16 protein-coding genes and 1 pseudogene are annotated in these 22,621 nt (G+C 70.8%); 10 read left to right on the top strand and 7 right to left on the bottom strand.

Features of this window, described 5'->3' with window-relative positions; genetic code table 11:
* The 6 genes and pseudogenes from ABZ420_RS20650 to ABZ420_RS20625 form a co-directional block, all read left to right on the top strand.
* Positions 1 to 711, top strand: a pseudogene (locus tag ABZ420_RS20650) (lytic transglycosylase); the annotation flags it as partial.
* A gap of 560 nt (positions 712 to 1,271) precedes the next feature.
* Positions 1,272 to 2,534, top strand: coding sequence for a hypothetical protein (locus ABZ420_RS20645; protein WP_357124978.1), 1,263 nt, complete (start codon positions 1,272 to 1,274; stop codon positions 2,532 to 2,534).
* Positions 2,535 to 2,709: 175 nt separating this feature from the next.
* Positions 2,710 to 2,973: a hypothetical protein gene (locus tag ABZ420_RS20640; protein ID WP_357124975.1), complete on the top strand. Its 264-nt coding sequence runs from the start codon at positions 2,710 to 2,712 to the stop codon at positions 2,971 to 2,973.
* 50 nt (positions 2,974 to 3,023) lie between these two features.
* Positions 3,024 to 4,247, top strand: a complete 1,224-nt coding sequence (locus ABZ420_RS20635; RefSeq protein WP_357124972.1) for a serine hydrolase — start codon at positions 3,024 to 3,026, stop codon at positions 4,245 to 4,247.
* Positions 4,248 to 4,415: 168 nt separating this feature from the next.
* On the top strand, positions 4,416 to 5,657 hold the full coding sequence (gene trpB / locus ABZ420_RS20630; protein WP_357124969.1) for a tryptophan synthase subunit beta: 1,242 nt from the start codon (positions 4,416 to 4,418) through the stop codon (positions 5,655 to 5,657).
* A 76-nt stretch (positions 5,658 to 5,733) separates the two neighbouring features.
* Positions 5,734 to 6,876, top strand: coding sequence for a metallophosphoesterase (locus ABZ420_RS20625; protein WP_357124966.1), 1,143 nt, complete (start codon positions 5,734 to 5,736; stop codon positions 6,874 to 6,876).
* A gap of 26 nt (positions 6,877 to 6,902) precedes the next feature.
* Here ABZ420_RS20625 and ABZ420_RS20620 read toward each other — a convergent pair whose 3' ends face one another.
* Complete coding sequence (locus ABZ420_RS20620; RefSeq protein ID WP_357124963.1) at positions 6,903 to 8,552, bottom strand: alkaline phosphatase D family protein; 1,650 nt, start codon at positions 8,550 to 8,552, stop codon at positions 6,903 to 6,905.
* Positions 8,553 to 8,608: 56 nt separating this feature from the next.
* Positions 8,609 to 11,227, bottom strand: coding sequence for a LuxR C-terminal-related transcriptional regulator (locus ABZ420_RS20615; protein ID WP_357124960.1), 2,619 nt, complete (start codon positions 11,225 to 11,227; stop codon positions 8,609 to 8,611).
* A gap of 226 nt (positions 11,228 to 11,453) precedes the next feature.
* Here ABZ420_RS20615 and ABZ420_RS20610 point away from each other — a divergent pair, with 226 nt between their 5' ends.
* Positions 11,454 to 11,867 carry a hypothetical protein gene (locus ABZ420_RS20610; protein WP_357124957.1) on the top strand — a complete coding sequence of 138 codons (414 nt, stop codon included), beginning with the start codon at positions 11,454 to 11,456 and terminating at the stop codon, positions 11,865 to 11,867.
* Between the two features lie 297 nt (positions 11,868 to 12,164).
* The gene (locus ABZ420_RS20605; RefSeq protein WP_357124954.1) at positions 12,165 to 12,941 is read left to right on the top strand and encodes an alpha/beta hydrolase; all 777 of its coding nucleotides are present in this window, start codon (positions 12,165 to 12,167) and stop codon (positions 12,939 to 12,941) included.
* A 53-nt stretch (positions 12,942 to 12,994) separates the two neighbouring features.
* On the opposite strand, the gene ABZ420_RS20600 is transcribed toward ABZ420_RS20605, so the two are convergent.
* Positions 12,995 to 14,785 carry an FAD-dependent oxidoreductase gene (locus ABZ420_RS20600; protein ID WP_357124951.1) on the bottom strand — a complete coding sequence of 597 codons (1,791 nt, stop codon included), beginning with the start codon at positions 14,783 to 14,785 and terminating at the stop codon, positions 12,995 to 12,997.
* Positions 14,778 to 16,190 carry an NAD(P)/FAD-dependent oxidoreductase gene (locus ABZ420_RS20595; protein WP_357124948.1) on the bottom strand — a complete coding sequence of 471 codons (1,413 nt, stop codon included), beginning with the start codon at positions 16,188 to 16,190 and terminating at the stop codon, positions 14,778 to 14,780. Before ABZ420_RS20595 ends, ABZ420_RS20600 begins: the two co-directional genes overlap by 8 nt.
* Positions 16,191 to 16,349: 159 nt before the next feature.
* On the opposite strand from ABZ420_RS20595, the gene ABZ420_RS20590 reads away from it, so the two are divergent.
* Positions 16,350 to 16,994 carry a TetR/AcrR family transcriptional regulator gene (locus ABZ420_RS20590; RefSeq protein WP_357124945.1) on the top strand — a complete coding sequence of 215 codons (645 nt, stop codon included), beginning with the start codon at positions 16,350 to 16,352 and terminating at the stop codon, positions 16,992 to 16,994.
* A 46-nt stretch (positions 16,995 to 17,040) separates the two neighbouring features.
* The gene (locus tag ABZ420_RS20585) at positions 17,041 to 18,039 is read left to right on the top strand and encodes a Gfo/Idh/MocA family oxidoreductase (RefSeq protein ID WP_357124943.1); all 999 of its coding nucleotides are present in this window, start codon (positions 17,041 to 17,043) and stop codon (positions 18,037 to 18,039) included.
* Here the strand turns inward: ABZ420_RS20585 and ABZ420_RS20580 are convergent.
* From ABZ420_RS20580 to ABZ420_RS20570, 3 genes are read right to left on the bottom strand one after another with little or no spacing between them, the layout of a single operon-like run.
* The gene (locus ABZ420_RS20580) at positions 18,022 to 19,263 is read right to left on the bottom strand and encodes a glycosyltransferase (protein ID WP_357124940.1); all 1,242 of its coding nucleotides are present in this window, start codon (positions 19,261 to 19,263) and stop codon (positions 18,022 to 18,024) included. The two genes, ABZ420_RS20585 and ABZ420_RS20580, sit on opposite strands and share 18 nt — an antisense overlap.
* On the bottom strand, positions 19,260 to 20,354 hold the full coding sequence (locus ABZ420_RS20575) for an alpha/beta fold hydrolase (RefSeq protein WP_357124937.1): 1,095 nt from the start codon (positions 20,352 to 20,354) through the stop codon (positions 19,260 to 19,262). Before ABZ420_RS20575 ends, ABZ420_RS20580 begins: the two co-directional genes overlap by 4 nt.
* Positions 20,354 to 22,603 (bottom strand): thioester reductase domain-containing protein, encoded by a 2,250-nt coding sequence (locus tag ABZ420_RS20570; RefSeq protein WP_357124934.1) that lies wholly within the window; start codon positions 22,601 to 22,603, stop codon positions 20,354 to 20,356. Before ABZ420_RS20570 ends, ABZ420_RS20575 begins: the two co-directional genes overlap by 1 nt.
* Positions 22,604 to 22,621: the final 18 nt, after the last annotated feature.

Genomic DNA, 22,621 nt, shown 5'->3' with positions numbered 1-22,621 from the left:
TACAACAACTCGATGGCGTATGCGGCGAATGTGCTGAGTTGGGCGGCGGCGTATCGGACCGGGGGTTCGCCTACGCAGGTGCGCATCTCGCCGGATCTGATACCGCCGGGAGCGGCAGCCCCGGTGGATCCCGGTTCGCCGATGACGGCGGTGACCACGGCGGTGCCCGCACCCGTCGAGTCGCCGCGGGCGCCCATGCCCGCGCCGCGGCAGCAGGCGCCGACGCAGGTGATGATCACGCTCCCCGGTCTGCCGCCCATTCCCTGCGGCATCTTCTGCCCGCCGCCGCCACCGGTGAATCCGTGCGTCGCGCAACCTCTTCCCGCGCCGATGCCGCAACCAGGGCAGCCCGGCATGGCGCGCACCCCGCTCGCGCCCCGGCAACCGTACGGCGCGGCGCCCGGACAGCTACCGAACCCCGGCGCGAACAGCCCCGAAGCGGAGGGCAACGCCGGACCCGCCGACACCCGTGCCGCCGAGTGCGCGCAACCCGAGACCGAGGCCGCCGCCGGGCCCGCACCTGTCGCCCCGGAGCCGGACACCGGACCGCGCGACCCCGCACCGGCCATCACCACGCCGCCCGCGCCGGAACCCGAGCCGGTGCCCGACGCCGAAGCCGCGCCCACACCGACGCCCCCGCCCGGAATCACCCTGCCGTTCGGCATCGTCATTCCTCTTCCGGGCCCACCCCCACCCCCGCCGGCGGGCTGACTCCGTCCCCTCCGGTAACCGCAGGTTCTCGAATTCGGGCGCGCGCTGTGCGTCCAGCTGCCGGTCCATCCACGGTGGACCGCGGCACCGGTCGCAGGGCGAAGAGGCGTTGGTCCGGGAAGCGCTATGCCGCGACCGTTCGCAAATCTCTGCGAGCGACGCCACCCGGCCTGATCGCACCGTAGTTCTCGCGGGTCGTCGTGCCGAGGCCCAGTGACATCGCGGTCGCGTGGCAGGTCGTCCCGGAAACGGCGTCGAATGATTTCGTCACGATTGTGTCCATATCGCGCGCGACGCGGCCTCGAAGCCGTATCCGGACCGCGCGAACGGACGTATTCTGATCGGTAGCTATCCCGTGGCATCTGCCAGCGGCGCCGAGGAGGCCTTCACCTCCGGGCACGCCCGCGCCTACCGGTCAGGGCTTGCCGTCGTGGTCTCCGAGGGCGTCATCTCGTGCGGCGGACGTTCGGCGAGCGTGTGGCCCGGATCCGAACCTGGGCCGATCGTCGGCGACCGCCGTGCCGAACCCCGTCCGAGACCGGTCGAGCAGAGGTGATCCCATGAGGGCCACAGTCGGAATATCAGCAGAACAGGCCGTCGTGCGCGGGGTGATGCTCTCGTCCACGGCGCAACGAGGCACCAGGCCGGACGTGCTTCGAGAGATCGAGCAGCCGGTCGAGCACTCGACCGCCGCATCGGTGGCCGCCACGCTCGAAGCGTTGACGGCCGAGGCCGAGGCCGGCACCGAAATCGATGACGTCGCCGTGGCGTACCGAACCGTGGCCGAGCGGCGAGCAATCGTGTCGCAACTGTCATCGGCATCGTGGCGATCGTCGTCGCTCGTGTCGGCGAAGGCAGCGCTGCTGGCGATGATCGAGGACATCCCCGGCCTGGCGCAGTACGGCACCGTGCTGGTGCTCGAGCTCGTCGGCTACCACACGTCCTATCTCGTGACCGGTCCGGAACGGAACGGAATTCTCAGCTGCGGCGGGTGGTCGTCCGGTGTCGTCGACGCCGATACCGCCGGCCTGGCGATCGATCGGATCCGGTCCGCGGTAGCGGCGGACGGGCTGCTGCCCGACGCCGTGGTCTTGTGCGGCTCGTCGGCGGGTGACCCGGACGTGGTCGCCGCGGTGCGGCTCGCGCTCGACGTACCCGTCATGGCGGCGCCCGACCATGCCCACGCCGCCGCCTACGGCGCGGCGTTGGTCGCGGCCGCTCCGTTCCGGAGCGCACCGGTGGCACCGGCGGCGGCCGGTCGCCGACGCGGCGGCCGTGTGATCCTGGCCGGAGCGGCCGCGGCCGCCCTGCTGGGCGGAGCGGCGGCCGCCGTGGTGCAGGCGCGCGAGGACCGCCCGGCCGATGCCGCGATCGGCGGGCCCGCGCAGGCGCCCGTTCCCGCCGCTCGGCTCGCCGAACCGAATCCGGCGGCGGTGCCCCCGGCGCCCGCGGCCGAGCAAGCCCCGGTGGTCGTGTTGCCGGAACCGGCATCCACTCCCGAGCCGTATCCCGAACCGCCGATCCCACCGCCACCTCCGCCACACCCGGCGGCGGAGGCTCAGGCTCAGGTGCCCATCCCGCCCATCCCGCCTCCCGCACCACCGCCCGCGGAGCAGCAACCGCCGCCGCACCCGCGCAATCCCACCCCGACGGAATCGCTCGAACCGACCGTTCCGGCGCCGGCCGCCGCCGCCGCGCCCGACGACACCTACCTCTTCCCTGGCGAGTCCCCACCGCCTCCCTGGAACGCCGACCAGGCCACCGTGCAGGCGTGGTGGGACAACCACTGGAAATTGAAGGAGAGCTGGCTGCACGGCCGCTGAGACATATTCCCTGAGACGGGCCTGGGTCGGTGGATGAGGCGTCGGCCGGTATTCTGCTCGGTCAGGGAGGAGGCCGCGTCGTGTCTGTGCAACCGGGCGAGGTCTTCGCCGGTTATCGCGTCGTGCGCCGGATCGGCGCGGGTGGGATGGGCGCGGTGTATCTCGCCGAGGGTATGTGTGGTCGTTCCGGCGCGGGGACCCTCGGCGCGACTCGACGTTCGAGACCAATATCGACAACGACACCACGCGCCAGGACACCTGGCGGAGATCGTCCGGATCCGGGCGGGTGCGCTGGAGTCACTACCCGGGCGGCAACACCGGACTGCTCACAGCCGGATTCGACGATCCGGCGCGGGCGTGGATCGTCATCGACCTGTCCTGGGATCACCACACCGGCCAGGACCTGTTCGACCAGTGGTGGCAAGTGGCGCCGCTGTGAGCCGCGCCGGGCACCGGCGGCTCCCACCGAACGGTGGATAAGCTGGCCGGGTGAGCGCACCAACGGCCGGCTCGGTCGCTATCGTCGACGACCTGGAGACCGTCACGACCCGAGGTCCGGAAGACGATCCCGCGGCGATCGGCCTCGGCCGCGCCGACGTGGAGTCCCTGTGGGAGTCGGTGCAGGCGTGGTACCGCCTGGGCACCACTCCCGCGATCCAGGTCTGCCTGCGCCGCGACGGCAAGATCGCCCTGAACCGCGCCATCGGCCACGGCTGGGGCAACGCGCCGGGCGACGGGCCGGAGGCGGTGCGCGTCCCGGCCACTCCCGACACGCCTTTCTGCGGCTTCTCGACCGCGAAGGGCGTAGCCGGTGCGCTGATGTTCATGCTCGTCGAGCAGGGTGCTTTCGCCCTCGACGATCCGGTGTCCGGCTACATCCCGGAGTTCGCGGCGAACGGCAAGGCCGCCATCACGATCGGTGAGGTGCTCTCGCATTCCGCGGGGATCCCTTTCGTCCCGGCTCCGTATCAGGGCGTGGACCTGGTACTCGACGAGGAATTGGCCGTGCGCGCGCTGGCCGACCTGGTCCCGAGCTGGAAGGCGGGACGATTCCGTGTGTACCACGCGCTCACCCTGGGATTGGTGCTGCGCCTGCTGGTGCGGCGCGCGACCGGCAAGCGGATGCGCGAGCATCTCGCCGAGCAGGTGCTCGAGCCGTTCGGATTCCGCTGGACCAACTTCGGCGTGCGACCCGAGGACCTCGGCAAGGTCGTGCCGAGCGTGAAAACCGGTCCGGCTCCCTCTCGGACGGCGAGCTATCTGGCGCGCAAGGCGGTCGGCGGGCGAATGGACCGTGCGTCGCGCGCGGCGACCGACGCGTTCCTCACCGCCGAGTTGCCCTCGGGCAATCTGATCACCACCGCGTCCGAGTTGTCGAGGTTCTACGAGATTCTCGTCCACGGCGCACCCGACGGCCGCCGCATCATCCGGGCGGAGACGCTGGAGGAGGCGGTGCGCCCGGCGCGCTGGATACCCGGTGTCGCCGGACGCGTCAGCCGAGCCGGCTTCGAACTCGGCGGGCGCAGGTCGAAATTCGGTCGCGACACCGGATCGCATTTCGGGCGTAGCGGATTGACCACCCAGTACGGCTGGGCCGACCCGGCTCGCGGGCTGTCCGGTGCGATCCTCACCAGCGGCAAGGCCACCACCGATACCGAGCGACCGTGGCGGCTGGTCGCCCAGGTCTCCGCCACGGTGCCTGCCGACCGATAGCCAGGGCGAGGCGCCCGGCCGGGATCGATCGCTTCCACCAGTGAGAACACCTTAGCCATCCGAACGATTTAGTCTGTTAACTCGCTTGTTGCCGACCCGTCGGGTTGTGCTAGCGCTAGCGGAACAGACTGACCCGTCGGCTCTTTGGCGGTGAAAGCGTTGGTGTTGATGAGGATTGACCATGACGTGGCGGTGAGCGGATCCCGCCACGAGATGTTTCCCGACGAACGCGGGCGGTTCGGCGTGTTCGGCGGCAGATTCGTTCCCGAGGGCCTGATGGCCGCGCTGCTGGCCTTGGAGGACGCCTACCGCCTCGCGTGCGCCGACCCGGGTTTCGTCGCCGAATACCGGGAGCTGTTGCGCGACCGGGTCGGCAGGCCCACCTTGCTGCACCGGGTACCGCGGTTCGGGGAGTTGCTGGGTGTGCCGGGCGCCCGGGTGTATCTCAAGCGCGAGGACATGGCCCACACCGGCGCCCACAAGATCAACAACGCGCTCGGGCAGGCGTTGCTGGCCCGGCGGATGGGCAAGAAGCGGATCGTCGCCGAGACCGGCGCGGGTCAGCACGGCGTCGCGGTGGCGACGGTGTCGGCGATGCTCGGATTGACCTGCGTGGTCTATATGGGCACCGAAGACATGCGGCGCCAGGCGTCGAACGTGGTGCGGATGAAGCTGCTCGGCGCCGAAGTCCGGCCGGTGGACAGCGGTTCGCGGCGGCTGAAGGAGGCGATCAGCGAGTCGGTCCGCGATTGGGTGGCCGATGTGGACGCCACCCACTACCTGTTCGGCACCGCGGCGGGACCCGCGCCGTACCCGCGGATCGTGCGTGATTTCCAGACGGTGATCGGGACGGAGACCAGGTACCAGATCGCACGCGCCGAGGGCAGGATGCCCGATTACGTGCTGGCCTGTGTGGGCGGCGGCAGCAACGCCATCGGGGTGTTCCATCCGTTCGCCGACGACCCGCGGGTGGCGTTGATCGGTGTGGAGGCCGCCGGGCTCGGGGTGGAGACCGGCGAGCACGCCGCGACCCTCTGCATGGGCAGCCCGGGTGAGATCGACGGTTCCTACAGCTACCTGTTGCAGGACGAGGACGGCCAGATCGCGCACACCCACAGCATCGCCGCTGGACTGGACTATCCGGGCGTCGGTCCCGAACTCAGCCACCTGAAGGACAGCGGCCGGGTGCTCTACCGGGCCGCCACCGACGCGGTCGCCCTACGCGGCATGCAGGCACTCAGTCACACCGAGGGGATCCTCGCCGCGCTCGAATCCGCTCACGCCGTCGGCTATCTGATGGAGATGGCGGCGCGCGGCGAGATTCCCGCGGACTCGCTGATCGTGCTGTGCCTGTCCGGCCGTGGTGACAAGGATCTCGCCGTCGCCGCCGACCGGCTCGGTGTGGCGTGACCGCTGCTATCGTCGAAAACGCCCATGGCGCCGGAGAGGGACCGCGCGCTACACCCGCGCCCGAGGACGAGCCCTCTTGAAGTATGTGCCCCGCCTGTTGTTGTTCCTGGCGATTCCCGCCGTCCTGTTCCTGTTGCCCTGGTGGACGGTGGTAGCCGCACCCACCGCGGAATCCGGCCCGCTGTTCTGGCTGGGTTCCGCGCTGTTCCTGCTCGGATTCGTCGGCTTGCCCGCGTCGATGTTCCTCGGTCACGGACCGGCGCAGTCGGATGCGGCCTCGATCGTCGGCGACACGTTGCTCGGTGTGATGTGGGTGCTGTTCAGCTGGTCGGTGCTCGGCAATCTCGCGCGCGCCGGACTGACCGTCGCGGGGGTGGCCGACCCGGCTCGCTCCCGGATCGTCGCGGTGGGTGTGCTCGCGGCCGCGACGGTGCTGGTGGTGTGGGGTGTGGTCGAGGCGCGCCGGGTACCGCGGGTGCGCACCCTGGAGGTGTCCATTCCGGGTCTGGGCCCCGCGCTGGACGGACTGCGCATGGTCGTCGTGACCGACACCCATTACGCCGCGCTCGACCGGCTGCGCTGGTCGGAACGGGTGGTCGAGGTGGTCAACGCGCAGCGGCCCGACATCGCCTGTCACGCGGGCGACCTCGCCGACGGATCGGTGGCGAAGCGGCACGCGCAGGTGGACCCGCTCGGCAAGGTCGAGGCCGAACTCGGCCGGTTCTACATCACCGGCAATCACGAATACTTCGGTGACGCCCAGGGCTGGATCGACCACATGACCTCGCTCGGCTGGCAACCGCTGCACAACCGGCACGAAATCGTGCGCCGCGGCGGCGATCAGCTGGTGATCGCGGGCATCGATGATCCCACCGGCATCGCCTTGCCCGGGCACGGTCCCGACCTGCCCGCGGCGCTCGCGGGAGCGGACCCGGACGCGCCCGTCGTCCTGCTCGCCCACCAGCCCAAGCAGATCGCGGAGGCCGCGGCGGCGGGTGTGGCGCTTCAGATCTCCGGTCACACCCATGGTGGCCAGATCTGGCCCTTCCACTATCTCGTTCGCCTCGATCAGCCCGTCGTCGCCGGGCTGAGCCGCCACGGCGAGCGCACGCAGCTCTACACCAGCCGGGGGACGGGCTTCTGGGGGCCGCAGCTGCGGGTGTTCGCCCCGAGCGAGATCACCGTGCTGATCCTGCGTTCGGAGCCCGCGAGCGCCTGAGCGCCCTCGGCTGCCGGGCGACCTCGTCAACGGTGGCCGCGGTCGGCGCCTGCCTGACCGGCGGCGTCGGACGCGGGCGCAGACGGATGGCCGGGACTCCACGCCTCGACGACCCCCGGAATGCCGTCCTGGACGACATAACCGGCTCGTGTGTGGATGGGCGCGCCGGGATGGCGGACGTAGGGAACGACGCGAAAGTCGTTGCGCCATATCTTGTGGTCGAGTTCGACCCGGACATAGCCGCGTTGGGCGTTGAAGAACTTGATGTCCGGGTTCGCCGCGAGCAGCCGGCGACCTTTGTCGCTCAGATCGGTTCCGTCGCTGTTGCTGGTGATCGAGGTGCCGGTGAATTCCGCCGCCACGACCGGTGATCCGGGATCGGTGTAGTCGCGCCGCAGGTCGGCGGCCTGGTTCTCGTGCCGGTCGCCGGTGATCACCACCAGGTTCGCGGCGCCGCGGGTCGCCGCGGCGTCCAGTACGGCGTTGCGGTCGGCGACGTAGCCGTCCCAGGCGTCGGTGGAGACGCTGACCTGCGGGCCCGGGTCGGAATCGTTCTGGCTCATACCCACCTGGTTGCCGAGGACCTGCCAGCGCGCGGGGGAGTGGGTCAGGCCGTCGATCAACCAATCCCGTTGCTGCGCACCGAGAATGGTGCGGCCGGGGGAGAATCTATCGGTACAGCCGCCGACCACGGCGCCGCCACATGCCTGCGCTGTGCGGTATTGGCGGGTGTCGAGCATGGTGATCTCGGCCAGATCGCCGAACCGGAAGCGGCGATGCAGCCGGATGCCCGCCGCGGACGGCAGCTGCGCCAGGCGCAGCGGCTGGTGCTCGTACATGGCCTGGAAGGCGGCGGCGCGGCGGCGGCGGAACAGGGCGGGGACGCGCCAGATGTCGAGACCGATCCCGGGCGCGCCTGCGGCCCAGTTGTTGTCGACCTCGTGATCGTCCATGGTGACCAGCCACGGGAACGCGGCGTGTGCGGCGCGCAGTGGCTGCTCCGATTTGTACAGCGCGTAACGCAGCCGGTAGCCGGGCAGGTCGACGGCCTCGTCGCGGAAGTTCGGCCCCATCGCGACACCCGCCCGTCCGCGCACCCACGCCCGCTCGTAGATGTAGTCGCCCAGATGCACGACCAGATCCAGATCTTCCCGGCTCAGGTGCTCGTAGGCGGTGTAGTAGCCGGAACTCCACGACTGGCAGGAGGCGAAGGCGAAGCGCAGCCGCGCCAGGGCTTGCCCGGGCGCCGGGGCGGTGCGGGTGCGCCCCACCGGAGACACCGCCGAGCCCACCCGGAACCGATAGAAGTACCAGCGATCCGGCGCCAACCCGTGCACCTCCGGATGCACGCTGTGGCCCAGTGCGCGGGTGGCCACCGCCGACCCGCGCGCCACCACCCGGCGGAACTGCTCGTCGTCCGCCACTTCGTAGTCGACCGTGACCGGATCCACCGGCATGCCGCCGAGGCCGTCCGGCGCCAGCGGGTCCGGCGCCAGCCGCGTCCACAGCACCACACCGTCGGGTGCGGGATCGCCGGAGGCGACGCCCAGCGCGAACGGATCGCCGAGCCGGCGCGGGGCGGGAAACCGTGCACTGCTCGCCGCCGCGGTTCCCGCCAGTACCGCGGCCGACCCCGCGGCGCCGACTCGGAACAGTTCCCGACGTGAGAGAGCCATACATCAGCGTAAGGCCGCGCCCGAGGACGGGAAGGGGCCGCGAGCGGCGTCCCGTGTCAGAGCAGCCCGCCCCGGCGCGCGTGGTCGAGGGCCTCGACCCGGGAATTGGTGCCCAGCTTGCCGTAGATGCCGCGCAGGTGCGTCTTGACCGTGTTGACCGAGACACCCAGGTCCGCGGCGATCTGCTGGGCGGTGCGGCCGGAAGGCAATTGCTTGAGCACGATCATCTCGGTGTGGGTCAAAGCGGGATAGGCGGGCCTGCGGCGCGCCGCGGGGTGACGCCGGATCGTCGCCGCGAAACTCTCCGCCCGGCCGAGCCTGCCCGCGTAACTGTCCAGCAAGGGCATCGCGGCGGGCACGTCGAGGAACGGCCGCAACAGCCGGTGGGGCGTGGCGGAACCGAGCGCGTTCTCCAGCGCGGTGAGGGCTTTGGCCGGCGCCCTGGACTCGTGTTGCGCCGCGGAGTACAGCAGCCATCCGGTGACGGCGCTGACCGGACGCAGGTCGCCGGCACGCTCCAGCAGCGGTTCGAGGACGGCGCAGGTCGCCTTGCGGCGATCGGCCGCGGCGTGCAGCGCCGCATCGGCCAACCGCACCTCTGGAAGCTCTCCGACGATGCCGCGGGCGCGTTCGACCAGCAGTTGCGCGGTCCTGGCGTCGTGCACGCGCAGCAGCGCCCACACCACCGGCAGGATCAGGCTGCCCGTCGTGGCGGGCACCGTCTTGTGCTCCAGCAGGACCAGCAGGCCGCGACGCAGCGCGTCGACCGCCGCGGACTGCTCCTCGGCCCGCTCGAGCTCCAGCAAACGGCCTATGACGTGGCCGCGCCATCCGGCGGCAGGGCCGCATGATCCGTCGTGATCGGCCCGCTCGGTGAGAACGGACGCGATCTGCGCCGCCTCGGGCGTCTCGCCTTGCAGGTAGGCGCCGTAGGCGGCCACCGACGTCGCCTGGACGGCGTCGGTCGTCCCCAGCAGCCCGTGTTCCCCGGCGATCGCCAGCGCACGCGCCGCGCGCTCGCGCATCGCGGTGGCGGCGTCGACGGCGTCGGCGGCGAAGGCCAGCCGGGTCAGGGCACGCAGCACCAAGCGGGGGCGGCCCGCGTGCTCGGCGAGTGCGAGCGCCGAGTGCAGCAACTGTTCGCCGCGAGCGACGGCGCCACCGGCGACGAAGGCGGTGGCGATCTGGATCTGGGTGTACGCGTCGAGATCGGGATCGCCGGTGGGCGAGACGCGGTCCGGGAAACCGGGAAGGTCGGCCCCAGTGGTCGCCGCGACGTCGATCGTCGCGGCGAGGGTGAGTGCGTCCAGCCGTTCGGGCGAGGCGAAGGAGATCTTGGCGGCGCGCCGTGCCGCGGCGGTATCCAGGCACGCCACCGCGGCGGCGGTGCTGCCCGTGACGAGGGCGTCGACGACGCGCACCAGCCACAGGAACGGATCGTCGAGCAGAGCGGGCGCCGAACGGGCCAGTTGATCGAACAGCGTCGCGCCCCTCCCGTCGAGAACCATGCGCAGCGCACACGTGGACAGGAATTCGCACAGCTGATCGCGGTCCGCGCCCGCGAGCTGATGCGCAAGCGCGGTGGAGGGCAACCCTGCGGACCGCAACCAGCGGGCCGCCCGGCGATGCAGTTCCGCGCACAGGTCCGGTCCGAGGCGGCGGGCTTCGGCGAGGAAGTGGGCGCGCACCAGCGGATGGCAGGAGAACCAGTCCTCGCCGTCGCGCACGTCGGAATCGATCGGGAAGTCGATCCGATCGAGTTCGTGCAGACAATGCCCCGCGCCACCGCCGAGGAGTTCGTCGGCGAGCTGCTCGGTGAAGGAAACCGGAATGCTGGTGTAGGTGAGGAACCGGCGCAGTGCGGGCGGCAGCCCCTCGATGAGCTCGCTCATCAGGAAATCGGCGACCGCGCGCGCCGGGCGCGCGAGAACGGTGAGCGCAGCGGCTCGGTCGTCGGATCTCGCGGCCAGATGGGTCGCGGCGATGCGCACGAGGGCTGCCCAGCCCCGGGTCAGGGCGTGCAGCGTCACGAGTTCGTCGCCGGTGAGCTCGCAGCCGTGGTCACGGCACAGCGCATCGATCTGCGCCGGGGTGAAGGCGAGTTCACTCGGACCCCACCGGGTCAGTCGCGAATGCAGCTCGAGCACGTGCCAGCGCAGCGGCGGAGCGAAGCGGGCGCACAGCACCGTCGTCACGTTCGGCGGGGCGTGCTGCAAGAAGTACTCGATGCCGGCGAGCGCGAGCGGATCGGTGAGCAGATGGGCGTCGTCGAGCACGAGAACCGTCGGCGTCGTGCGCGCGGCCAGTGTGTCGGCGAGGGCCGCTGCCTGCGCGGCCGGCGGGCCCGGGCAGTTCGGGTTCGCGATCTCGAGGCGGGCGTGCAGCACGGTCCACAACGCCGTCGCGTCGTCGAGCTGCTCGGTGACGGTCACCCAGGCGACGTCGGACGCACCCGCGGCGTGCCGGGCGGCCCAATCGGCCACCAGTACCGACTTCCCGGCCCCGGCCGGTGCGCAGATCAGCAGCACGTGTCCGTCGCGGGTGCTCGACACGCCGTCGGCGGCGGCGTACAGATCGAGCCGGGGGATCGGGATGAACGGCAACGCGGGTATCCCGGTGACGGATTCCGCCGCGGCGGGGACGGGGCGTAGAGCGGGGACGTGCGAGGTGGTCACCGTGCCTCCCGGGCCGTGTGCTGACAAGATCACTACCACGCCTCGGTAGCGGAACTTACCCGGTGTGTAGTCCGCTCGATCAGATCGTGTGTGGTCGTTATGGAATTTTCATTTCGGGCGACCGCGAAATATCGGAGTCACCCGAAACGGGTGAAGTGCCGGACGGTGGGATTGGTGGACATTCGGAAGACGCCTGTCCACTATTTCCCGAGAAAAGGGGCGACCGATGACGCACATGACCGAACCGGAGCCACACCCCGTCCGCCGTGGCATCGCGGCGGGTACGTCCATAGCGGCCGCGATCCTGTTGCTGACCGTCGGCGTGCTGTCGATCTTCGAGGGGATCTCCGCCGTCGCCGAGGACGACCTGATCGTCGTCGGCGCCGACTACGTCTACAAGTTCGACACCACGACGTGGGGCTGGATCCACATCGTCATCGGCATACTCCTGGTCGTCGCGGCGCTGGGTTTGATGACCGGCGCCATGTGGGCGCGGGTCGTGGCGATCGTTCTGGCAGCCCTGTCGATCATCGCGAACTTCATGTGGTTGCCGTACTACCCGGCATGGTCGGTTCTGGTGATCGCGTTGAACATCGTCGTGATCTGGGCGATCGCCACTTGGCGGCCGGAAGCCGTCTGAGCGGACGGAAATTCCCGGCCGCGCGCCTCTGCTCTCGGCCGGGTCGAACACTGCCGATCCGATCTTCGGTGCGCCTCGCACCTGAAACGTGGCACGGCGCCGGTCAGCGGGATCCGGCGTCGTCCGGCCGGGGTGGGAGCCGGCTCGGCGCGGGCGGAAGGGCGATACCGTTGCGGCCGCAGCATTCCGGCGAGCAAACTTGGTGATCTGTCGCAGAAGTCGGGGTTTCCGCTGCCACGATAGGTGAGGTTGTGGTATCCACCTTCGAGATCGCACTACGAACTCGAAGGGACGCCAATGCCCAGCAAGCCCCCGCTCGTTCTCCTGCACGGTGTCACGATGTCCGAACGGGTGTGGGACGACGTCACCCCCTTGCTCGCCGCCCGGCACGAGGTGATCACGCCCACCGCCGTCGGCCACCGGGGCGGGCCGCCCGCCCTGCGGCGCCCGGCGCGGGTCGAGCATCTGGTGGACGACATCGAGCAGCGCCTGGACGCGCTGGGGCTGCGCCGGGTGCACGTCGCGGGCAATTCGCTGGGTGGCTGGATGGCGATCGAATTGGCCCGTCGCGGTCGAGCCGAGTCCGTCTGCGCGCTCTCACCGGCGGGGTTCTGGGATGCCGGGGACGGAAGCCGGTCGGCCGCGACCCGCCGCATCGCCCGGGAGGCGGTCACCGGGCGGCTGCTGGGCTCGCTCGCCCCGTTGGCGCTGCGCAGTGCGGCGGCCCGGCGAATCGCTCTGCGCAACATCGCCGTGCACGGTGATCGCATCAGCTCGGCGCAGGCCCTGACCTGCTTACGCGACCTGCTGGGATGCACCGTCACCGCCGATCTGCTCGGCACCGACGAGCAGATCGCCGCGCTCGACCCGTTGCCGTGCCCGATCACGGTGGCCTGGTCGGAACACGATCGTGTTCTTCCCGAACACATCCACGGGCCGATCGCCCGGACGCGGCTGCCCGAGGCCGGGTACGCCATCCTGCCGGACACCGGTCATGTTCCGATGATCGATGACCCGCGGCTGGTGGCGCAGACGATCCTGACCACCACCAGCGTCACCGCCGAGGCGCCCTAGGCCTTGCGCGTTCCGCGGCGTAGCGCCCGGAGGACGGCGATGGGCCCGCCTGGTCACACGTCGAGCAGGTGCGGCAATCCGGCGCGATACCGGTCGGCGTCGATGCGTTTCCATGGTTCGAAGACCGGCAGGGACACCAGCGGGAAGACCGGTACGCGGGGGGCCGGGTCGTCGGCGGCGTCGAGGATCGCGTTGGTGGCGGCGCGCCCGGATTCGTTGGCGCCCTCCATCGTGGCGAGGTCGATGTGGTTGCGTACGTGATCGCCGCCGAAGAACAAGTTCGGGATGGCGCAGTGGGCCTGCGGCCGGTGGTCGTAGGAGCCGACGGTGTTGACCAGCAGCGGAGTCTCGTTGTGCACGCCGTTCGCGGTCCAGGTGACTCCGGGGTCCAGATGCCAGGAGCGGATGTCCTCTGGCCGCAGCCATCCCGTCCCGGTGTTGAGCCACTCCGTGAGCTGTGCCCACACCTCTTCGGCGATCTCGGCGGCGGTGCATTGTTTGGCGGGCCGGTGGAAGCGGATGCCGGGGGAATCCCAGTCGGAAATGTCCACCGAAAGGCATTCGCGCACCGTGCCGTCGCCGTAACGGGTGGCGAAGTCGCCGACCCACATGGGCGCCTGGCGCAAGGCGGTGAGCGCCCACGGGGAGCCGAGAGCGGCGATATGGCCTTCCGGCAACTCGGTGGGGTTGGCGAGGTAGTACTGGATACCGACCATCCAGTCGGTCCGCAGCTCCCGCATGCCCGCCAGATGCGGGTCGGTGTCCAGGATGTCATCGGTCAGCAGCGTGACCGCCTTGTCCACCGGCATCGCGCACAGATACCAGTCCGCGGTGACCACGGTGGAGCGGCCGCCGGGATCCGTCAGCGTCGCCGAGGCGATCCGGCCATCGCGCAGCTCCAGCCGTGCCGCCCGCAGGCCCGGCATGAATCGCACGCCCCGCGACCGCAGATATGCGACCCAAGGGTCGATCCACGCTTCGTTGGTGGGACGGTTGAGAATACGGTCGATACCAGCGGAGTACTGCGGGATCGCCCCGGTCCCCGCCAGCACCAGGGCCTCCCCGATGGTGCCGATCGTGCGCGCCGAACTCAGCTGGGGTTTCGCCGCCACGGTGATCCGGGTGAGGGCACTGACCAGGTACTCGCGATAAGCCGGTGACTTGCCTTCGGCGCGCAGGATCTGCTCCCACGTCACGTATTCCCACTGCCCGAAACGCCGTTCGGTGCACGAGGTGAACCAGACGGCCATCTGTTTGGCGAAGAACGCCAGTTCGGCCGGTGACAGTTCCGGGATGAAACCGAACGCGCCGATCAGCGTGCTCTGCAACCGCTGCGGGTTGATCTGGTCGAGGCCCCCGAATTCGACCGGCGCGTAGATCGGCGGCCTGCCCCGGAAACCGGCGACGGTGCCCTCGACGCGGACGAGGTTGCCCGCGACACCATCGGGATTGCCGGGGAAGGGGATGCGCCGCATGGTGTCCGGAAGGTTCTGATAGCAGCCGGGAAAGAAACGGAAGCCGTGCTCGCCGGGCAGGTCCGAACGCCCGTCGGTGCCGGTGCCCGGCACACCCATGCTGCGCGCCTTGCCGCCGAGGAACGCCGGTTCGTACACGGTGACCGCGTATCCCCGCTCGATCAGTTCGTGGGCCGCCGACAGCCCGGCGACGCCGCCGCCGAGCACCGCGACCGACTTTCCTCCGGTGCGCAGCCCGGGCGTTCGGCGTGGTCCGGGCGGTGCGGCGTGTGCCGGGGCGGCGGTGAGGGCCAGTCCGGCCGCGAGCGTGCCGCGCAACAGGTCGCGGCGGGTGAGGTCGATGGTCGGCCGAGGACGCGGGTCATGCATGTCGATCTCCTGAAGATGCCGCGAGAACGCGCCGCGGCGGCCGGGACTGGATGGCGTCGGCGGGACCGGGGCGCGTGAAGGCGCGCGCTTCCCTCCGTTCGGAGACTGTGTCGCGGCATTCGTCCGCCAAATTCGCGAGGACCGGCCAGGGGGCGCGCCACGATGCGCGCAATGCTCCCGCCGCGAGCGCCGCCGCGCGTGCGGGAGTGAAGACGTCCTCGGGAGCCACGGTGCGCGAGAAGATCTCGGTGACCGCGTCGGCCAGCGCGGGGTCGGCCGCGGCCCTGCGGTAGAGCTCGATTTCCAAGGGACGCATCGCCGCACCCCGGGCCAGCCGATTGGTCCACTGGTAGACGCTCAGGCATTCGCGATCGCGTATCCGTTCCCACGCGGCCAAGGCGGTGTCGAGGTGCTCGGTGTCATCGAGGGCCGCGGCGGCCAGTTCGCCGAGCAACCGGCCGTAGCGCAAGGCATCCCGGATGCCTTGCGCGGTCACCGGATCCTTGAAATGGCCCGCGTCCCCTGGCAGCGCCCAGCCCGGCCCGGTCGAGCGCCGGAAGTAGGAGGCCAGTCCGGTGGCCGAACGCACCCGCCCGACGCGGTGGCAATCACGCAGGCGCAATCGAAGTCCCGGCAGGCGCTCGATCGCCTCCTGATACCTGCGCTCGGCGCGCCCGCCACCCGGTTCGGCGGGCTGCGCGGGGGGCTGGACGAGGCTCAGCAGCAAGCCGTCGTCACAGGGAAACGCGGTGCCGAGATCGGGACCGTGTCGCCATTGGGCCGCGATATGCCGCTGGTCGGCCGCGCCGTCGTGCCAGTAGGCGAAGAAGCAGTCCCGTCCGCTCGGTGCGGACAATCGGGGCCGGCTGGCGCCGACGAGCCGGGCCACCGTACTGCGGCGGCCGTCCGCGCCGACGACCAGGCGGGCACGTATTTCGTGTTCGCCGCTTCCGTCGGCATAGCGAACGCCGGCGCAGCGATCCCCCGACCACAGCAGATCGGTGACCCGCACGGCCTCGCGGATCCGTGCTCCCGCCTCCACGGCGGTGGCCACGAGCGCGGCGTCCAGTCCGGTCCGCCGCACGCACATCGCGTAGTCGACGCCGTCCACCGGTGTGAAGGACGACCGGACCGCGTAGCCGCCGCCGTCGGCGAAGGCCGTGGTCAGTGGGGGCGCGCCGAGCCGGAGGACACGGTCGAGTGCGCCCGTGCGATGCAGTTCGGCCAAGCCGCCGGGCCACAGCAGGTGCGTCGAGAGGGTGTCGGAGGGAAAACGCGCCGAGTCCAGCGCGAGCACGTCGCGCCCGGCTCGCGCCAACGCGATGGCGGTCGCGGAGCCCGCGCACCGCGCGCCCACCACGACCACGTCGGTGTACTCGATTGCCGGGGGAGAGGAACCGCGCATGCCCGAACACCTCGGTCACGTAGTCTCGGACACTGTGTCCGATCGATGGTGAGCGGTGGGTGCCCGAATGTCAATATCGGTGCCGTGTCGGCAGAATGGGGGGACGCACCCGACCGGCACAGCCGAGCACGCGGCCGCCGCGCCGCAGAGAGGACCCGGATGCCCTCGCTGACCCGTGTCCCCAGAAACGCACGCAAACCGGTCGACGATCGGCGCGCGGAGTTCGAGCGACGCGTCCTCGCCGCGGTGGAGGAGCTGCTCGCCGACGGCACGCCCTACACCGAGATCGCCGTCCACCGGATCGCCGCCGCCTCGCAGTCGGCGAGGTCGACGTTCTACCGGTATTTCCCGGACAAGAGCCGGCTGCTGATCCGCATGGCCGAATTGGCCACCGCGGATCTGTTCGAGGCCGCGGAGCGCTGGTGGATCACCGAGCACACCGGGCGGCAGGCCGGTGTGGTGGCGGCCGTGCGCACCATGATCGCGGGGTTCCGCGAGCACCGTTCGCTGCTGCTGGCGCTGAGCGAAGTCGCCGCCTACGACCGCGACGTCGGCGCGTACTGGCGCGGCCGGGTCGCGTCGTTCGTGGCGGTGGTGCGATCGCGGCTGGAGACCGACCGTGCCGCGGACCGAATCAGCCCGGCGATCGATCCGCAGGCCACCGCCCTGGTGCTGACCTCGATGGTGGAACGCGCGATCGCGGTGAGCTTCTCCTCCGGCTCCGGGGTCACCGACGACGCGCTGGCGGAGGCGCTGGGCCGGGCGATCTGGTTGACGGTGTACGGCGACGCCCCGTCGGCCTGACGGAACACCCGGCGGCACAAGCGGATCCATTGCTACAGTCGCGCCCATGACACAATCCGGACAGCCCCTGCGGATCGGCATCCTGGGCGCCGCCCGCATCGCGCCCGCCGCCGTCGTGCGACCCGCCGGGGCGAACGCGGACACGGTGGTCGCCGCCGTGGCTGCCCGCGAGCCGGAACGCGGGCGGGCGTTCGCGCGCGAACACGGCATCGCGCAGGTCTTCGACAGCTATGCCGCGCTGATCGCCGCCCCCGACATCGACGCGGTCTACAACCCGCTGCCGAACGGTCTGCACGGCCGGTGGACGAAGGAGGCGCTCGCCGCGGGCAAGCACGTGTTGTGCGAGAAACCGTTCACCGCCAACGCCGCCGAGGCCGAGGAGATCGCGGCACTGGCCGCGACGTCGGACCGGGTGGTCATGGAGGCCTTCCACTACCGCTACCACCCGATGACCAGGCGGGCCGAGGAGATCATCGCCTCCGGCGAACTCGGCGAGCTGGTGCGGGTGGACACCGCGATGTGTTTTCCGCTGCCGCGATTCTCCGACATCCGCTACGACTACGCCCTCGCGGGCGGGGCGCTGATGGACGCAGGCTGCTACGCGGTGCACATGGCCCGGGTCTTCGGCGGCGAGAACCCGGAGGTCGTCGCGGCGACCGCGAAGTTGCGCGGCCCGCACATCGACCGCGCGATGAGCGCGGAACTGCGCTTTCCCTCCGGGCACACCGGGCGGGTGCGCTGCTCGATGTGGTCGTCGGACCTGCTGCGCATCGGGGCGAGCGTGGTGGGCGAGCGTGGTGAACTGCGGTTGCTCAATCCGGTGGCGCCGCAACTGCCGCGCAGGCTGTCGGTGCGTTCGGAGGGCGGCAGGCGCACGGAGAAGATCTCGCGCCGTAGCACCTACGCCTATCAGCTCGACGCCTTCGTCGCGGCGGTGCGGCACGGGGAGCCGGTGCTCACCTCCGCCCAGGACGCGGTGGCGACGATGACCGTCATCGATGCGATCTACGCGGCCGTCGGCCTGCCGCTACGGCAACCGGCCTGACGCGGCGGCCGTGATCGCCTCGGTGTAGACCGCGACCAGTCGTTCGGTGAACCGCGACTGCAGCGTTCGTCCCGCGTGGCGTGCCAAGACCTCGCGCATGGCGGTGAGCCGGTCCGGCTGAGCGGCCAGCAGCCGCAGCGCTTCGGTGAGCGCGGCCGTCGAGGCGTCGCGAGCCCGGAATTCGCCGCCCTCGGGCACGGTTTCGGTGACATCGGGGTCGCAGTGCAGCACGGGAAGGCCCACCGCGACCGCCTCGAGCAGAACCATGCCTTGCGTGTCACACCCGGCGGAGGGGAACAGCAGCACATCGTGGGCACGCATGGCCGCCAAGCACTGCGCCTGGCTCACCTCGCCATGCAGCCGAACCCGCTCGTGCAGCCCGAGCCGGTCGACGGCCGCGCGCAGGCGCGCCTCCAACGCTCCCGCACCGTAGATGTCGAGGGTGCAGCCCTCGGCCCGGTGCACCGCCTCGATGGCGTCCAGCGGCCGCTTCTCCGCCGAGAACCTGCCGCACCACAGCACGCGCAGCAACGGATCCCGGCCACGGGGCCGCTCGGGGAGAGCGCGCACCAGATCGTCGTCGACTCCGTTGGACACCACGTGCATCGGCCGATCCACCCCGTGCGCGGCCAACCGCTGGGCGAAATGCCGTGTCGGCACCACGACGTGGTCGGCGGCCCGCGCCTGCGCGACCAGCGGCCGCCAGGCGTGGCGCGCCGTGCGGCTTTCCGCCGACTTCGGCATCGTCCCGCGCAGGCCGACGAAGCTGCCGTGCAGCACGCGCATGGTGAGCGCGGCGAGATAGGGGAACGGGGAATTACGTTCGATGAAGGAGTCGTCGCGGCTGTGCATGGACTGCACTACCGGAAGGCCGTGGCGGCGCGCGGCGCGCAATCCGGCGATGCCCGCTCCGTAGGTGGTCTGCGCGTGCACCACATCGAAACCGCGCTCGGCGAACACCGCGTCGATGAGGCGGGCATTCCTCCGGGTCGGCAGGGCGACCGGATAGCCGTTCACGGCCAATCCGGCCGTGGTCGCGAGCACGACGATCCCAGGATCCGGCGGCACCGGATCCGGCGGCGGGATGGTGAACACGGTGACGTCATGCCCCAGCCGTTCCAAGGCCGTGCGCTGCGCGCGCATCGAGGTCTGGATTCCCCCGAGGGTGGCCGGATGGAAGTCCGCGAACATCGCGATGCGCAACGAGCGGTCGTCCGCGCTCACACGGTGCCCCGTCCGGCCGCGGAAGGCACACAGCCGTCGAGGAATTCGAGGATGTGCCCGTACACATCCAGCGCGGCGCCGCGACCGAGGAAAGTGTCCAGGTGGCCGTAGGAAGGGATCTCGATGTAGCGCACGTCCAGCCCGGGGTGGCGGGTGGTGAGCACGTCGTGGCACAGCTTGTTGGAGTCGAGCCAGACCTCGTTGCGGCTGCCCGACAACAGCAGCACCGGGCAATCGATCCGGTCGGCGTGGTCGAGGGCGTTCTCCGGGAGCACGCGGTAGCGGTCGTCGTTGTCGTTCCAGCGTTGCACCGCGTGCGCCAGCTCCATCCGCCGCAGCTGGGGCAGCACATGAACCGGGATCGGCCCGAACAGTTCCGCCAAACGGTCGTGGGTGCGCGGATCGAGGTGGTCGTGGACGAACAGCTGCGCGCCCATGCCCCAGCTGCCGTGCACCATCCGGCAGGTGGGGTCGGTGCATTCCCCTTTCCGGGTGAGCAGGGCGTAGAGCAGCGTTTTGCGTGACCACAGCCCGACTCTGCGGAAGTCGGACTCGAGGTGGTGGACGCGGGAGCCGAGCAGTTCGCCACCCACGAGCACGCGCATCCGCACCGCGTTGCTCACCTTCGGGGTGAGGAAGACGCCTTGGGCCACGACACCGGCCAATCCGGGAAGCAGTCCCGCGGCCATGCTCATCGACAGCGCCAAGGCCCCGACGCAGTGCGCGACCACGAACAGCGGCCGGTCGCCGATGCGCAGGCGGATCTCCTCGACGGCTCCGGGGAGGTCGTAGAGCGCCACGTCGTCGAAGCTGAAACGCGGCCCGGAGGCGTTGTAGGGCAGTCGGGAGCTGCCGCGCCAGTCCAGCAGCCACGGTTGGTATCCCGCGTCGAGCAGCGCGTCGACGACCGTGCGGATCTCCGGCGCCAGGAACATATCCGAGGAGACGCCGTGGCCGTGGACCAGCAGGACCGCGGGCCGGTCGGCTTCGGCGGCGACGACGCGGCGCAAGCCCAGCCGCAGGCCGTCGGCGGCACGGAACGGGATCTCCTCCAGCGTCGGGGCGGCGCCCGGCCGGATCGGGGTGAGCATCAGCGCGACTCCTTCGCGTTTCGGCGCAGATCCAGCAGCTCGGTGCCAACGCGCAACGCCGGTTCCAGCAGGCCCTTACCGAGCTGGGATCCGAACCAGCTCAGCCACAACAGTTTCGCGGTCCGCCGCTGGCGCTCGGACAATCGCGGATCGACCTGGATGCCGTCGATCTGATCGCGCAGGTAGGTCTCCAGCGGCACGGCGACTTCGCCGGCGAGGCTCGCCGGTTCGCCCTCGCGGCCGAGTTCCACGGTCAGCGTGCGCGCCTGCCTGATGAGGGTGCGGCGCGCCTCGGCGTATTTGTAACCGGACAGCCACCACGTCCCGCCGTCGGCGTTGCGCAGCGACAGCCGGTAGTGCATCAGCGGATGCCGCAGTCCGTGCCGGATCGGGATGCCGTCGTGCGGGCGCACCGACAGCACACCGGACACGGTGAGGGGTTCGTCGTGCAGGCGTGCGCACCGTAGTTCGCCACCGACATCGACTGTGCGCCCGGCCACCAGCTGGTGGGTGCTCGCGATGGACAAGCGCAGATCGAGGGTGCAGGACGTGTCGGCTGCCCCGCCCACGGCTCCGAGGGTGCCCGCCAGGGTTTCCGTGAACCACAGATACGGTACGTCCTGCGGCTGCGGCAGCCGGGCCAGACCGGTGCCAGCGAGCATTTCCAGCGTCTTGCGTTGCGACTGAGCGCCGTAGCGGACCGGCTGGGGCAGGTTGTGGGTGCGCAGGAAGGCGCGGGTCCGGTCGTCGGTGGCGGCGGGGACGGAGGCCATCGTCTCCAGCGGGTGGCGCGCGACCGGGCTCTGCAACACCTGCGCCAGCGATTCCAGCTCCGGGACCGGCTCGGTGCGGATCCGTTCCACCACCTCGTCACACCAGGCGGCCCAATGCTGCACCCGCATGTCCATGCCGATCGCCGCCGACTCGCCGAGCATCTGCTCCAGCGTGGTCGGTGTGCCGGTGAGATGGTAGTTGCGGCCCCATGCCCCGGGCGCGCACACGATTGCCGCCGCGACCTTGCTGACCCAATCCACGGGGGCGACATGGAGATTGCGCAGCGCTGGCACGGTGCCGAACCGCGACAGCGCCGCGATGATGCCGCTGTTGAGGTCGCGGGGGTTGTGCGCCCCGGTCTCCCGGTGTCCGCCGATTCCGCCGGGGCGCAGCACCGTGACCACCAGTCCGTGCTCGCGTGCCCGCCGCATGACCGCCTCGGCCGCCCATTTCGTCCGGTCGTAGCCGATCACGAGCTTGCCGATATTCGCCACCGGATCGTCCTCGCCCATCGAGGCGATGCCGAGTTCGTTGAACACCGCGATCGAGGAGATGTGGTGCAGCGGTTTCGGTCTGCCGGTCGCGGCCAGCCGGGCGAGGGTCAGCGGGCCGAGCACGTTGCCGCGGCGCAGGGACCGGTAGCCGCGCAGGAAGTCCACCGCGGCGCCCACGTTGACGATCGCGTCGACCTCGTCCGCCAGCGCGGTCCAGCGTTGCTCGGACAGGCCGAGGTTCGGCTCCCGCAGGTCGCCGGTCAGCACCGTCACCCGCCTGCGCACCTCCGGTGACCACGGCAGCAGGAACCGCGTCAGCGCGGCGGCCAGCCGGTCGAGGCCGTCGGTCTCGTCCCGCGCGCGAACCAGGCAGACGACGTGGGCGTCGCTGCCGCGCAACAGGTCCAGCAGCAGATGGCTGCCGAGGAAACCGGTGGCGCCGGTGAGCAGCACACGGCGTGGGACCACTCGCTCCGGCGGGTCGACCAGCGGCAACTGGTCGGCTCCGGCGACATCGGACATCAGCTGCGCGAACTCGTCGTCCACGGAATCGGTTGCCGGCGCGATGGTCTCGTGGTTCGTGGCGTCCTGACCGGTGCCCAGCCAGCGCTGCGCGAGCCTGCGCGGGCGCGCGTCGGCGAACACGTCATCCAACTCGAGGTGCACGTCGAGCTCGCGGGCGAGCGCCGCCACGAACTGCACCGCCGCGACGGAGGTGGCGCCGCCGTCGAAGAAATCCGTGTCCGGGCCGACGGTTTCGGCGGTGAATCGGTTCGCCAGCTGGGTGATCGCCGCCGTGAGCGACTCCGGATCCCACTGTCCGCGACGTTCGATCGCCGCCGTCGCGGGGGGCGCGTCGCCACCCGCGCGCGCGAGCAACGCGGACACGTCCAGGCCGCCACCGCGCTCGATGGCCTCGGCGAGGTCGCGCCGATCGGCTCGCTCGAGACGCGGCGGGTGCTCGCCGTTCGGACTGCGCACGGGAAACTCCTTGTCGGC

This window comes from Nocardia sp. NPDC005745, from assembly GCF_040630775.1.
GTDB lineage: Bacteria > Actinomycetota > Actinomycetes > Mycobacteriales > Mycobacteriaceae > Nocardia.
The sequence above is the reverse complement of the archived record's forward strand: the minus strand, read 5'-3'. Positions and strand labels throughout refer to the sequence as shown.